The organism is Acinetobacter pittii ATCC 19004 = CIP 70.29 (assembly GCF_000369045.1).
Lineage (GTDB): Bacteria > Pseudomonadota > Gammaproteobacteria > Pseudomonadales > Moraxellaceae > Acinetobacter > Acinetobacter pittii.
Genome location: NZ_KB849797.1, coordinates 609,159 through 623,776 on the forward strand (window position 1 = coordinate 609,159; position 14,618 = coordinate 623,776).

Here is a 14,618-nt window from a genome sequence, read left to right on the forward strand (position 1 = left end):
ATTATTTAAAAACTTAATTATCTCGGGAACCAGTGAAACGACTTGCGCCCACTGCTTGATCCGGTGCGTTAATTCCTTCTTTTTTCAGCATGACTTCTGCTGTTTTAAACATAATTTTAAAATCGAGCCAAAGATTTTGTGTATTCACATACTGCACATCTAGATCGAACTTTTCTTCCCAACTCAAATTATTACGTCCACTTACCTGTGCTAGACCAGTCATACCTGGTCGAACTTCATGACGACGCATCTGCTCTGGTGTGTAATATTCCAAAAAATCTGGCAACTGGGGACGTGGTCCTACAATGCTCATATCGCCTTTAAGCACATTAATCAGCTGAGGCATTTCATCGAGTGTAGTAGAACGTAACTTTTGCCCAAAAGGGGTAATCCGCTCTTCATCTGGTAAAATATTACCTTCTTGATCAACCGCATCCTTCATAGAGCGAAATTTAATCATTTTAAATAATTTACCATCTTTGCCCGGACGTTCTTGTAAGAAAAAGACAGGGGAACCTAAGTTTTTCCTAACTTTATAAATTACAATCAAAAAAACAGGCATTAGAAGAATTAAGGCAGATAGGGCAATAATGATATCTACAAGCCTTTTTAACATCTGAATATACCTACAAATTTCATTTTAAATGCTTCATTATTTAGAAAATTGATTTAAACATTTTGCGTTAAGCCTACTACGCCCCATATCATAAATCCATCCCCATTTATTGAAGTATTGTATCGCGCTTTTTAAGTGTGCTTTAAGTAATTGTTTGTTTTTATATGATGCTTGTTCGTGAACATGCACTACTTGTACTAATGGATAGTACACAGCACCAAATTGGTCTGCACAACGACGAGATAAATCCACATCTTCCATATACATAAAAAAACGTTCATCAAAACCATTAATTGCTAAAAGTTTCGCCGCATCAAATAACATAAAACAACCTGAAAGATAAGGCACAAAATATGGCTGATTAAGTGAATAATCTTTTAACAAATATTGTTGATCAAGCTTTTTGGCAAAAGATGGGGAAAAACGACGGGCAAACAGGTTCAAGGGAGTTGGTATTAACCGCGCACCATGTTGGTCTTCACCAGTATCATAGACAATTTTTGGTAAAAACAAACCTTCAGGTCGGCTTTGAGCAAAGTCTAGCAATTGGGCAAATTGCTCAGCATCAAAGTAAATATCAGGGTTACAAATGAGAAAATAATCGCTTTTTGGCGCATATTTACGAATGGCGACATTATGCCCATAACCAAAACCAAAGTTACCCTCTGATTTTTCATAAACAACTTTAGGATGTTGAAATGTTGCAGCCCAGTTACTTGAATGATTATCTACCAAAATAACTTTTTCAATGCTTGGAGTGGCAAATAAACTGTCGAGTGTTGCTTTTAACTCAGCATAGCTATGTTTATATAAAACGATCGAAGCAATGGTCTTAGGCATGTTATCTACCATTACATACTTCCTTTACCCATTTTTTTTGTTACTGCATCTCTGAATGCCTGAAAGAATATCTTCACATTATTTAATCTTGGTGACACAAATAAACATAAAAAACCAAAGTACATAAAGGTTTTAGGTATTTGCACAATACGCCAATTTGCCTGTAAATTTGAATATAGAATCAAGAAAAATGCATTTCTAATAATAAAATACTTTCTAAAATCAGAATGAATATTAACGTGTTTATTTGAAAAAGGAACTTTTATTGAACGATCACCAATCGAATGTTTCATAACAACATGATTCGCCACAAAGCAGTGATACCCCATTTTCTTGGCACGCAACCCCCATTCCAAATCAACATAATCAATAAATAACTCTTCCATCATCAATCCAACTGTTTTAAAAGCATCAACATGGATGAGTGTACCGGACGAGATAATGTAATCTGCTGAAGTATATAATTCCTCTTCTTTAGGAATTATTCTATTAACCTTCAAACCATTAAACTGAATTACTGGGGCCATCGTATTAGTTTTAATATCGATATAAGAGGGGCCAACTGCTGCAATTTTTTTTCCTTCGCTCCGTAATATTTTATCGACACTAACTAAAGAGTTGACAAAGCCTTCTGTTACAGATGAATCCTGATCAAATATAATGACATATTCAGAATCAATTTCTATTGCTTTTTTAATACCTGCATTATGTGCAGTGGCAATACCTAAGTTATCTTTTAAATCAATATAGATAATATTTTCTTCAGAAAACTCATCGTTACCATATTGCTTTAAAGAGTATGGAGTATTATCAACTAAAATAATTTTGTCGATTTGCCCACTTAGCTGGCCTATAAAGTTATTAAGATGTGTCAGATCAGGATTAAATAAAACTATTATTGCACTATTCATACTAAATTTCTCTGTACAACCATTAAGCCACTATAAAGCATTAGAATAGATAAGACCAATAATGCCATAATATATAAAACTCTTTCATCCATTTTCAATTTCAAAAAAATTAATGGAGATAGCAAACACAACAAATCAAAATATGCAAATAACTCTGAAAACCGCCATCCTATAACAGCAACATTAGAAAAAAACAAAATTAAAAATAGACCAATAGATGACAACGTTACCATTTTTCTATATAAATCATCTAAATAATCCCAAATCAAAAAATTAATCACCAATATTAAAATTTTAACAAGTACAAAGAAGGAAAAAATACTAATACTAGCCTCTTCGTATCCTCCTGAAGAACCGACATAAGCACCGTATCTAAAGTCACTAGATATTACCGCCCCTAAATTTTGTAATATTTTTTGACTAAATGGGTAAAGAGCTACTCCAGCTACTACTAACCCTATAGCTAAATACTTACTCTTCAAAAATGAAAAATAATAATTCACAAAAAAAATTAGAAAAATGAAAAAAACTGAAGAATGCACAGAAATAGCTATTGCACTTAATATCAAATACAGCAACAACCCTATATCCTTCTTAAGCAACTTCAAAGAAAAGTATGTTATAAAAACAATTGCTATAGATGCTCGAAATTGATTTAAATCATGGAGAATATAATATCTACTAAAACATAAAATCAAAAATAAAGGGATTAAATTCTTCTTTAGAATATCTACAGCAAGATTCAACTTAAGAAAAAGAGATAAAAATATAAAAATAAAGTAAATATAAAAATAATCATTCCCAAGCAATGATTGAATAAACTTTAAAAACAACTGAAAGCCTGGGTCTTTATCATTAAGCAGACTTACACCCGCACCATAATAAATATAATCAAACCATTGTATATAATTATCATAATCCACACTCAATTCTTTGATATTTTCAGCACCATACCAAGATAAAATCAAAAAAAGTGGGAAATATATAAAATATACACTAAGTTTTCCTCGAAAACTTAAACTAAAAATAGAAAATAGAAAATTATATCCATAAACTAAAAAGGACATTAAAAGCATTACTATCCCTCTTCCTTAAAAGAAATATAGATATTTTTCAAAATGACATCAATTTGATTCTTCCATAAGAAAATATCTGAAAATCTAACAACATCTTCTCTGGAAAATTCCATACTTTTAAACCATGAAACAATATCACTAATAACAATAGGCTCCTCATTTGGAGTAGCTTTGTAAATATAGGAAAGATTTTCTAATCCATCATCAATTTCTGAATAAACAATAGGTAGGCCTTTTGCTATATATTCTCTATTTTTTAGTGAATTTAGATAGTAGATATTACTTCTATGACGCCCTAGACTTCCCACTCCAATATGGCTCATTGCATATATGTCTTTAAGTGCATTACCATTTTTATGACCATGAAAAGTTACTTTATCTTTTAAATGATATTCATCAACCATTTTTTTTAGTGAAACTGTTATATCATTTTCACCACCAACCACATGAAAATGCACATTATTTTCAGGATAGTCTTTTAATGCCAAAATAAACCGATCTATTCCATGCCAAAAGCTGATAGAAGATACACTAATAAAATGAATTATATCTCTACTTGGTTCTTCAAAATATATTTGCTCTGAAGCATCAATACCATTGGATATTTTTATACAATCAATACCATATATTTTCTTATCACTTGAAAAGGTTATAACTTTATCAATATATTTATATAGTTTTCTAATGACTAAAAAATACTCTATCCAAAATCCAATTTTTGCTTTGGTCGTTTGTAATTCACCATAATATGGATAAGTTGGCAACTCTAATAAAATAGATTTGAATTTTTGTCGAATATTTTTTAAAAAGGATAAAAATTTCGGAGTAAAATAGAACTTCCGTATATAGAGGATCTCATAACTCTCTTGTTCAAGAATATATTTCTCAACTTTTTTTAATATTTCATCAGTTTTCTTAAAAACACCAGATTCTTGAATTGAAAACTGGTGCTCTCCAATTTTATAAAAGTCTCCTGAACAACCCGCTAGTTCTGTTGCATACCCACAGTCTTGAAAGGCTTTAGTTTGTGCATGTATCTTTTTAGCCAATCCATCACTTGAATTAGCTAAATCTACCGCATTGGTTAAAAAGAAGACCTTCTTCATTGTTTATTTCTTAAATTCCTTTGCAACCTGATCTTTATCACTCACCAACACTTCATCAACTTCCGTTAAAGGCCATTCAATTGCAAGTGTCGGGTCATTCCAAATAATGGCCCCTTCACTTTCTTTGTTGTAGTAGTTTGTGGTTTTATACAAGAACTGTGTATTATCTTCTAAAGAGATAAAACCATGGGCAAATCCTTCAGGAATCCAAAACATAGTTTTGTTCTCTGCACTGAGTTCTACCCCAACCCATTCACCATAGGTTTTTGAGTCTGGGCGAATATCTACAGCCACATCCCAAACGCGACCCTGTACAACACGTACCAGTTTTCCTTGTGCATAAGGTGCGTTTTGATAGTGTAAACCACGCAACACACCTTTTTGTGACAATGAATGGTTATCTTGCACAAAAGTTGGAACCGGTAAATTTAAATCTTCAAGCGCTTGAGCAAAGCGTTGTTGATTAAAACTTTCCATAAACCAACCACGGTCATCACCAAAAACACTTGGATGAAGAATCAAAAGCCCTTCAATTTTAGTCGTTTCAACCTTCATTTGATTCTTCCCAAACTTTTTTCAAATATTGGCCATATTCAGTTTTTTTCAATGCTTCCGCACTATCTAAAAGCTGTTCTTTACTAATCCAGCCTTGGTGGAAGCCAATTTCTTCCAGACATGCCACTTTAAAAGACTGACGCTTTTCAATGGTATAAATGAAATGACCCGCTTCAAGCAAAGATTCATGTGTGCCTGTATCTAACCATGCAAAACCACGGCCAAGTAATTCAACATTCAGTGAACCATCTTGTAAGTAAGCGTTATTAATATCTGTAATTTCCAGCTCACCACGTGCAGATGGTTTCACCTGTTTTGCAAACTCAACGACACGGTTATCATAGAAATATAAACCTGTTACTGCATAAGGCGATTTTGGTTGGGTTGGCTTTTCTTCAATACTTAGCACTTTACCAGTCTTATCAAATTCAACAACACCAAAACGCTCGGGATCTGTCACATGATAACCAAATACCGTTGCTCCATATTCACGTGCAGAAGCAGCCTCTAATTGATGACTGAAGTGCTGACCATGGTAAATATTATCTCCCAAGATCAAGCAAACATTGTCTTGCCCAATAAACTCTTCACCAATTAAGAAAGCTTGGGCCAAACCATCTGGAGAAGGTTGCACTTTATAGCTGAGTTCAATACCAAATTGCGAACCATCACCCAAAAGTTTTTCAAAGTTTGGTAAGTCTTCCGGAGTTGAAATAATCAATACTTCACGAATACCCGCGAGCATAAGTACTGAAAGCGGATAGTAAATCATTGGTTTATCATAAATCGGCAAAAGCTGTTTTGAAACACCTTTAGTAATTGGGTGCAAGCGTGTACCTGAACCGCCCGCTAAAATAATACCTTTACGTTTTAAGCTCATTTGTTTAAAAGCTCCATTAATGCGCGTTTAACACCTTCTTGCCAGACTGGTAGAGTCAATCCAAAAGTGCGTTGTATTTTCTGATTATCTAATCGTGAATTGTGTGGTCGTGTTGCAGGCGTTGGGTAAGCACTTGTTGGGATCGGGTTAACCTTTTGTATCGCCAACTCTTGCCCCAAAGTACGTGCTTGTGTAAATGCATAGTTTGCGTAGCCAAACCAAGAAGTCTCACCACTTGCCACCAAGTGATAAATACCAACTTTGTTTGCGTCTGCCACAGTTTGTGGAATAGCCTGCGCGGTGATGTCTGCAATCAATTCAGCTGAAGTTGGTGCACCAATCTGATCATCGATAATTGACAATTCTTCGCGTTGTTGAGCTAGGCTTAACATGGTTTTCAAAAAATTTTTCGCTCTTGAAGCATATACCCACGAAGTTCTGAATATTAAATAGCGACAGCCACTATCAACAATCGCTTGCTCACCCAAAGCTTTGGTTTTCCCATAAATATTTAATGGCGCAATTACATCAGTTTCAACAAAGGCTGTTGTTCCCATACCTTCAAAAACATAGTCTGTTGAGTAATGCACCAATAAAGCATTCGTTTTCAAACAGGCTTCAGCTGCAGCTTTTACAGTTTGATGATTGACGATATCAGCTTGTTCTTGCTCAGTTTCCGCCAAATCGACAGCTGTATAAGCAGAAGCATTGACCACAACATCCGGTTGTACTGCCAAAATCGTGTCATAAATCGCCTGTGGTTGGGTCATATCACCAGACAAGCCGTTTAAACCATGGCGGTCTAAAGCAATGATATCCCCTAAAGGTGCAAGCGCACGTTGCAACTCCCACCCCACTTGTCCATTTTTACCAAGCAATAAGATTTTCATAGCTATCCTTGATATTGCTTGTTTAACCAAGACTGATATTCACCACTTTGTACGTGCTCAACCCACTCTTTGTTATTTAAATACCATTCAACAGTTTTACGTAAACCAGTTTCAAATGACTCTTCCGGTACCCAGTTGAGTTCTTCTTTGATTTTGGTTGCATCAATTGCATAACGCACGTCATGGCCTGGACGGTCTTTCACGTACGTAATCAGATCTTTATACTGTGCTACACCTTCCGGTTTATTTGGTGCAAGTTCTTCAAGCAGATCACAAATTGCATATACAACATCAAGGTTAGCTTTTTCGTTATGCCCACCAATGTTGTATGTTTCACCTACCACACCTTGAGTCACTACCGTATAAAGCGCACGCGCATGGTCTTCTACAAATAACCAGTCACGAATTTGCTGACCATTGCCATAAACTGGTAATGGTTTTGCTTGTAACGCATTTAAGATCATTAGTGGAATAAGCTTTTCCGGAAAATGAAATGGGCCATAATTATTTGAGCAGTTAGTCACTAATACAGGTAAACCATAAGTACGATTCCATGCACGTACCAAATGGTCTGAACTTGCTTTACTTGCTGAATATGGTGAGCTTGGTGAATACGATGTAGTTTCGGTAAATAAATCCGTTGTGCCTTCTAGGTCACCATAAACTTCATCGGTTGAAATATGGTGAAAACGGAAAGCTGCTTTCTTTTCATCGCTTAGACCTAACCAATAAGCACGGCTAGCTTCTAACATTTGATAAGTACCAATCACATTGGTTTCAATAAACGCATAAGGACCGGTAATAGAACGGTCTACATGTGACTCTGCCGCAAGATGCATAACTGCATCTGGTTGGAATGTCTCAAATAGCTTATCTAAAGCAGCTCGATCACAAATGTCTGTTTGAGAAAACTGATAACGTGGATTATCTGCCACAGAAATTAAAGATTCTAAATTTCCTGCATAAGTCAGTTTATCAACATTTAATACTTCATTTTCTGTATTTTGGATAATATGACGAACAACCGCTGAACCAATAAAACCAGCGCCACCAGTAATTAAAATTTTCATACAACTACCTAAGTATAATTAATTTTCACCAAATAAATCACGAGTATAAACTTTGTCAATGACGTCTTCGAGCTCACTCACCATACGGTTTGCAATAATCACATCCGACTCTTGTTTAAAACTATCAAAATCGGTCAACACACGTGAGTTAAAAAATGTTGACTCATTTAAACTTGGCTCAAACACGACGACTTCAACACCTTTGGCTTTCAGGCGCTTCATCACACCTTGAATTGCAGATTGTCTAAAGTTGTCTGAACCTTGTTTCATTACTAAACGATACACACCAACCACTTTGGGTTTTCTTGCCAAAATTTGCTCGGCAATAAAATCTTTTCGTGTTGTATTTGACTGGATAATTGCTCCGATCAAATTTTGCGGGACATCTTGATAATTGGCTAGCAATTGCTTTGTGTCTTTTGGTAAACAGTATCCACCATAACCAAATGATGGATTGTTATAATGTGCTCCAATACGTGGATCTAAACCTACAGCCTGAATAATATCTTTTGAGTTTAGTCCACGTGATGCACAATATGAGTCTAACTCATTAAAATAAGCAACACGCATTGCCAAATAAGTATTTGAGAAAAGCTTTACAGCTTCAGCTTCCGTTGCATCCATTTGTAGTACATCTACATCAGGTCTTAAACTAGCATTTTTAAATAATTGTCCAACTAATGCACCAACTTCCGAGGTATTACCCACCACGATCCTTGACGGATACAAGTTGTCGTATAATGCCTTGCCTTCACGTAAAAATTCCGGAGAAAAAACAACTTTCAATGCTGAAAAAGTCTCCTTCATACGCTCAGTAAAACCGACAGGAATTGTAGACTTCACCACAATAATCGCATCGCTTTTTAGTTGGTTTAAATCTTCAAGCACAGATTCAATCGAACTCGTATCGAAATAATTGCTTGCTTCATCGTAATTGGTCGGTGTAGCAATAATAATGACTTCCGCATCCACATATGCAGAATGTTTATCTAATGTTGCTTTAAAATTTGAATTATCAATCAAATATTCTTGAATAAGGTCATCATGAATAGGAGATATGCCTTGATTAAGTTTATCAATTTTTGTTGCATCAATATCGAGGGCAGTTACTTCATGTTGTTTAGAAAACAGCATCGCATTCGATAAGCCCACGTAACCTGTACCAACAACACAGATCTTCATTTTACCAATCTCACTTTTAACTGATTAAGTAACATACTCACTACTGCTCGATTTATTATCAAATAGATAAATATGTAAATTAGAAAACCCAATATTACTTTTAATAAAAACTGAAACACCATGGAATTCAAAAAAATATTATTATTTAAAAAAACCACCCCCAAATACATAACAAACGCAGGGAAAGTAGTTTTAAATATAATCTTTAAAATATCCATTAATGAAAATTTTAAAACTCTACCTAGCAATATCATAACTGGAAAGAAGTTAAGAATATTTGCAAAAAAATAAAACTTCGCTAGTGTTTTAATATCAAAGTGAACACCCCAAAAGAAAGCACCAGCCATTAAGGCAGCACCGATAGAGCCTAGCAAAAAAAGCCAAAATGTTTTCGCATACGCTGTAAAAACCGTTCCTGTGGTACTCAAAATAGACTGTATTATTGCTGTAGGCGCCAACCAGACCAGCAAGTCAGATAATAAAGACCATTTTTCATCAAAGAATATAAGAACAAAGTCTTTTGATAATGCTGCCAACCCTAACATTAATGGAGAACATAAAGATAAAATAATAAAAACACACTTAAAATAATCATCTCTATTTTTTGCAATATTATCTAAATCTTTGGTCAAATGAGGTAAAAAAGCTCTAGAAACTACAAATGTTAAGTTTTGAATTGGAAACAGCATAATTCTATAAGCTAGAGAATAAACACCTAAAATTGCTGATGAAAAAAAACGTCCAATTAATATAGAATCCAAATTTCTAGTAAAATAATTAATCAAATTAAATAAAAATAAATTACCACTAAATCCTAAAACACCAGAAACTTCACTTTTATCAATTTTAGTTTTTAAACTTAAATGAAGATCAGAGAACCTTACCACTATAATAGTAAACAAAAACACACTAACTAATATTTGTGCAATTAAACTATATACACCAAAATTCAAATTTGCCATTACAATAGCAAACAACAACCCAACTAAGCTAGAAAAAATTTCAACTTTAGCCAAAAATTTAAATTTTTGTTCCTTCTCAAAATTAGATTTATGAGTAATACTCAAAGCAACTATAGGAAAGCTAAAAGAAAGTAAAAATAAAATATTATATAATTTGGGTTCTTGAAAGTAATATACAATTAATGGTGAGAGCAACAAAACACTGAACATTACAAAAAAACCTGTTGCCATATTAATTTTATAAATAAAATTATAAAATCCAACTGAAATACCTTGTTTCTGAATAATTGCGGCACCAGTCCCCAGCTCATTAAATATACTAGCAAAATTCATCACAACAGCAGCCATTGCTAGCACACCATACTCCTGAGGTGGGATTAGAGTTGTTAAATAAAATATTGATATTAGCTGAGCAACTATTTTAAATACTTGACTTACAGTGATCCACTTCACACTTTGCACTAAAGACATCAATATATATCCTTACGATTAGTGCTACATCTTGGATGAGCGCCATTAAATGCAGTACTCAAAATAAGTAATGCATCTTTTATTTTTCCACCTAATATTTTTCTTAAAAATAATTTTAAAATTCGTAATTCAGCATAAGAGTAATAATATTTTAGAGTCAGTACTAAATCATATAACCTTTCTTTGTCACGCCATGCATTTGTTTCTTTTTCAGCACGTGATAAAGAATGATTGATATAGCTACGAGAAGATATGTTAAAAACCTTACTTTTTTGCTTGATGCGGTTAATCTTTCTAAAAAAGCTAAAATCCACACCATATAGGGCAAAGTGTGAATCGAACAACTCCATTTTATTTTCTATAAAATATTGTTTTACGCCTTTAGAAATCACCAAACCTGAACCAATAGAGAATACTTCTTTTGCATTAGAAATGATTCCATCTTTTTGCTCTATTACCCCATCTACCAAGGGATAATATTGCACTTTATCACTCATAGAAATGATTTTTGGCAACTCAATATCAATATCCTGTGCTGTAAATAGTATGTTCTGATACTCAATATTAATTTCCGTATCATCATCAAATAAGACATAATAATCAGCGTCATATTGCTGGATAAAATCATTATAAATCCAACTCAAAGGCTTATTTTGCACCTGATTTTCCAAAACAACGTGGTGGTGTTTTTGTGCCAATGCAGACAACACTGCACTATTTTCATCTATTACTCTAGGACCATTATTTACAATAAGTAAATGATCCAGTTTTCGCTCAAAGTCTAGCAAGCTTTGTATAGTCAAAGCATCTTCTAATGCTTTGCCATACACAATGACTACCAACGCAATTTTATTATTATTCATATCAAATAAGATGACCTATGAAATGGTGATTACAATCTGAGATTTGACTCTTCTTTATCCAAAATATATTTCAAATCATAAAGCACATGCTTTTCTTTACCTAAAGCATGGAACTCGTCAACACTCATAGATTTAAACTGGTTATGTGCTACCGCAATAACGATCGCATCATACAAGCCTTGTTGCAGTTCTTTAATTGGTCCTAAACCATATTCGTGTTGTACTTCTGTATCATCTACCCACGGGTCATAGATATCTAAATCTAAATCATACTCTTTAAGGGCTTTAATAAAGTCGACAATTTTTGTATTACGGATATCTGGACAGTTTTCTTTAAAGCTAAGCCCCATCACCAAAATGCGCGCGCCAACAACTTGTATTCGCTGCTTCACCATTTCTTTAATGAGCTGTGTTGCCACATATTCACCCATACGATCATTTAAACGACGGGCAGCCAAAATAATTTCTGGATGTAACCCAATCGATTGAGCTTTATGGGTCAGATAATATGGATCTACACCAATACAGTGCCCACCGACCAATCCTGGACGATAGGGTAAAAAGTTCCACTTCGTACCTGCCGCCTTGAGCACATCTTCCGTATCGATATTTAATTTATTAAAAATAAGCGCTAATTCATTAATCAGAGCAATATTCACATCACGCTGCGTGTTTTCAATGACCTTAGCTGCTTCTGCTACCTTAATACTAGGTGCTTTATGTGTCCCCGCTTCAATAATCAAGTTATAAACGTCATCAACATAATCCGCCACTTCAGGGGTTGAACCTGAGGTGATTTTTAAAATATTAGTGACACGGTGCTGTTTGTCACCAGGATTGATACGCTCGGGGCTATAACCTGAAAAAAAGTCTTGGTTAAATTTTAAACCTGAAACTTTTTCTAAAACAGGAATACACACTTCTTCTGTTGCACCTGGATACACAGTAGATTCATATACAACTATGTCACCCTTTTTAAGCACCTGACCAATACTGGTCGATGCTTTAATTAAAGGTGTTAAATCTGGTTGTTTAAAGTCATCAATTGGTGTTGGAACAGTCACAATAAAAAAGTTACAACCTTTTAAATCATTAAGGTCAGCACTATAAGTCAATTGAACTGCTTGCTTCAGCTCCTCTGAAGAGACTTCTAAGGTATGATCTTGACCACTCTTAAGCTCATCTATACGTTTTTGATAAATATCAAAACCGACAACAGGTACTTTTTTACCAAACTCAACTGCCAACGGCAGGCCAACATAGCCCAACCCAATAATTGCTATTTTTAATTTGGCAATTTGCATACAAACGAGCCTTTTCCTTAGAGTATATATCTAATAAATCATGCTTTTGGCATTAACTGTGCAGCGTACTATATCAGATTTTTAATTACCGCCGTATGCCAATTGTATAAATGTGTTTACAACATTTATAATCAATCTTTCTCCACTTAGCCCAAACTATACATTTTTAATATTTCTACACTGTGAATACTGTTTAAAAGCCCTCCCCAGTTAAACTAAACATACAAAGCCTTGCGATTTTTCGGTGTTTTTTCATTACTTTTCAGCTAGAATCAGTTCAGCCTGCGTTTAATAGACACTTGTCACTAAGCAGTAGCCAATATCAATTAAAGATAAATACACAAAGGGTTGCGTGTGAAGTATTGCCAGTTTTTTTCTGTTCTTGCCTTGAGTTTGAGTGCCGCTAGCTGTGCGGTTACTTCCGGTTTACAAACTTATGATCTTCCAAGTGAAGGTGTTTATAAAACTGACCTCGGAACTACCGTAAATGTAGTTAAAATTTCTCAAGAAACGCTACCGGTCATTCAGCCTGCTCAAATTAACTATCAACATGACTACGCATCCTTATTTAAAACTCAACAACCTATTTATCGTTTAAGCTCAGGTGACGTTCTTTCTATTCAGCTCTGGGCTTATCCAGAAATTACCCCTCCGCTCAATAACATTAATAATGAACAGTCAACTCAATCAAATGGTTATCCAATCGATCAAACGGGTTATATTCAATTTCCTTTAGTTGGCCGCTACAAAGCTGCTGGTAAAACGCTTGCTCAAGTAAACCGTGAATTACGTGGTCAACTTGCCCGATTCTTAAAAAATCCGGATGTTATAGTTCGTGTAGTATCTTATGAAGGACAGCGCTTTTCTGTTCAAGGTAGCGTCACAAAAGGTGGGCAATTTTATTTAAGTGACCAGCCTGTAAGTATATATACTGCATTAGGTATGGCAGGTGGAGTCACCACTACGGGTGATAACACTTATATTCAACTCGTTCGAAATGGTCGGACCTATAATCTAAACACAATTGATTTAGAAAAAGCTGGCTATTCACTTCATAAGCTACTCGTTCAACCCAATGACACCATTTATGTCAGCACACGTGAGAACCAAAAAATTTATGTCATGGGTGAAGCTGGAAAAAGTCAAGCTTTACCAATGCGCGATCAGGGTATGACTTTAAGTGATGCTCTCGGGGAAAGTTTAGGTATTAATCCAGCTTCTGGTAGTGCAAGTAAGATCTATGTAGTGCGTACTAATCCAAATGATTATACCACTGAAATTTATCACTTAAATCTTTTAAGTATTGGTGATTTTGGTCTAGCGAATCAATTCAAACTACGTAGTAATGATATTGTCTACGTTGATGCGACTGGTTTAACACGTTGGCAACGTGTAATTAACCAGATTATTCCTTTCTCAAATGCTTTATATAACATAGACCGTTTGGGACAATAATATTATGCAAATTAAAAATATTTTAGTCGTCTGTATTGGAAATATCTGTCGTAGTCCTATGACAGAGTATTTGTTAAAACAGCAATACCCCCAACTAAATATTGAATCTGCTGGTATTTCTGGACTTGTAGGTCATCAAGCAGACAGTAAAGCACAACTTTGTATGCAACGCTTAGGCATCGATATGCAACCACATATTGCCCGTAAACTTAATGCTTCGCATATTAAAAAAGCTGACCTTATTTTGGTCATGAGTCACAATCAGCAAAAGCATATTGAGCAGACTTGGCCCTTTGCAAAAGGTAAAACCTATCGCCTAGGCCACTGGCAGAACAAAAATGTGCCTGATCCCTACCAGCACGATCAAGTTGTTTTTGATGAAACTTTCCAACTCATTCAGCAGTGTGTGGCTGATTGGAAACCTTATATTTAACGTA

The 14,618-nt window shown here is 34.8% G+C and carries 15 protein-coding genes; 2 read left to right on the forward strand and 13 right to left on the reverse strand.

Annotation, left to right across the window (positions count from 1 at the left end):
• Window positions 1–13: 13 nt before the first annotated feature.
• Genes F928_RS21485 through tviB form a run of 13 tightly spaced genes read right to left on the reverse strand, consistent with a single transcriptional unit; the run spans window position 14 to window position 12,726 of the window.
• Window positions 14–616 (reverse strand): sugar transferase, encoded by a 603-nt coding sequence (locus F928_RS21485; RefSeq protein WP_002120766.1) that lies wholly within the window; start codon window positions 614–616, stop codon window positions 14–16.
• A 36-nt stretch (window positions 617–652) separates the two neighbouring features.
• Window positions 653–1,468: a glycosyltransferase gene (locus tag F928_RS21490; RefSeq protein ID WP_005079614.1), complete on the reverse strand. Its 816-nt coding sequence runs from the start codon at window positions 1,466–1,468 to the stop codon at window positions 653–655.
• Window positions 1,468–2,367 (reverse strand): glycosyltransferase family 2 protein, encoded by a 900-nt coding sequence (locus F928_RS21495; protein WP_005079615.1) that lies wholly within the window; start codon window positions 2,365–2,367, stop codon window positions 1,468–1,470. Before F928_RS21495 ends, F928_RS21490 begins: the two co-directional genes overlap by 1 nt.
• On the reverse strand, window positions 2,364–3,443 hold the full coding sequence (locus F928_RS21500; RefSeq protein WP_005079617.1) for an EpsG family protein: 1,080 nt from the start codon (window positions 3,441–3,443) through the stop codon (window positions 2,364–2,366). Before F928_RS21500 ends, F928_RS21495 begins: the two co-directional genes overlap by 4 nt.
• A gap of 2 nt (window positions 3,444–3,445) precedes the next feature.
• The gene (locus F928_RS21505; protein WP_005079620.1) at window positions 3,446–4,549 is read right to left on the reverse strand and encodes a glycosyltransferase; all 1,104 of its coding nucleotides are present in this window, start codon (window positions 4,547–4,549) and stop codon (window positions 3,446–3,448) included.
• Window positions 4,550–4,552: 3 nt separating this feature from the next.
• On the reverse strand, window positions 4,553–5,104 hold the full coding sequence (rfbC, locus tag F928_RS21510) for a dTDP-4-dehydrorhamnose 3,5-epimerase (RefSeq protein ID WP_005079622.1): 552 nt from the start codon (window positions 5,102–5,104) through the stop codon (window positions 4,553–4,555).
• Window positions 5,094–5,984 carry a glucose-1-phosphate thymidylyltransferase RfbA gene (rfbA, locus tag F928_RS21515; RefSeq protein ID WP_005079624.1) on the reverse strand — a complete coding sequence of 297 codons (891 nt, stop codon included), beginning with the start codon at window positions 5,982–5,984 and terminating at the stop codon, window positions 5,094–5,096. Before rfbA ends, rfbC begins: the two co-directional genes overlap by 11 nt.
• Window positions 5,981–6,874, reverse strand: coding sequence for a dTDP-4-dehydrorhamnose reductase (gene rfbD, locus F928_RS21520; RefSeq protein WP_005079627.1), 894 nt, complete (start codon window positions 6,872–6,874; stop codon window positions 5,981–5,983). Before rfbD ends, rfbA begins: the two co-directional genes overlap by 4 nt.
• A 2-nt stretch (window positions 6,875–6,876) precedes the next feature.
• A complete protein-coding gene (gene rfbB / locus F928_RS21525) occupies window positions 6,877–7,944 on the reverse strand; it encodes a dTDP-glucose 4,6-dehydratase (RefSeq protein WP_005079630.1) in 1,068 nt (355 codons plus the stop codon).
• A gap of 18 nt (window positions 7,945–7,962) precedes the next feature.
• Window positions 7,963–9,126 carry a nucleotide sugar dehydrogenase gene (locus F928_RS21530; protein ID WP_005079633.1) on the reverse strand — a complete coding sequence of 388 codons (1,164 nt, stop codon included), beginning with the start codon at window positions 9,124–9,126 and terminating at the stop codon, window positions 7,963–7,965.
• Window positions 9,123–10,559 (reverse strand): lipopolysaccharide biosynthesis protein, encoded by a 1,437-nt coding sequence (locus tag F928_RS21535; RefSeq protein WP_005079635.1) that lies wholly within the window; start codon window positions 10,557–10,559, stop codon window positions 9,123–9,125. Before F928_RS21535 ends, F928_RS21530 begins: the two co-directional genes overlap by 4 nt.
• Entirely contained in the window at window positions 10,559–11,422 is an 864-nt protein-coding gene (locus F928_RS21540) for a glycosyltransferase family 2 protein (RefSeq protein WP_005079637.1), read from the reverse strand. The genes F928_RS21535 and F928_RS21540 overlap by 1 nt, the downstream gene beginning before the upstream one ends.
• Before the next feature lie 29 nt (window positions 11,423–11,451).
• Window positions 11,452–12,726: a Vi polysaccharide biosynthesis UDP-N-acetylglucosamine C-6 dehydrogenase TviB gene (gene tviB, locus F928_RS21545; protein WP_005079638.1), complete on the reverse strand. Its 1,275-nt coding sequence runs from the start codon at window positions 12,724–12,726 to the stop codon at window positions 11,452–11,454.
• 354 nt (window positions 12,727–13,080) lie between these two features.
• Here tviB and wza point away from each other — a divergent pair, with 354 nt between their 5' ends.
• Window positions 13,081–14,181 carry a polysaccharide biosynthesis/export family protein gene (gene wza, locus F928_RS21550; protein WP_002120808.1) on the forward strand — a complete coding sequence of 367 codons (1,101 nt, stop codon included), beginning with the start codon at window positions 13,081–13,083 and terminating at the stop codon, window positions 14,179–14,181.
• Window positions 14,182–14,185: 4 nt separating this feature from the next.
• Window positions 14,186–14,614, forward strand: a complete 429-nt coding sequence (gene ptp, locus F928_RS21555; RefSeq protein ID WP_002120825.1) for a low molecular weight protein-tyrosine-phosphatase — start codon at window positions 14,186–14,188, stop codon at window positions 14,612–14,614.
• Window positions 14,615–14,618 lie beyond the last annotated feature (4 nt).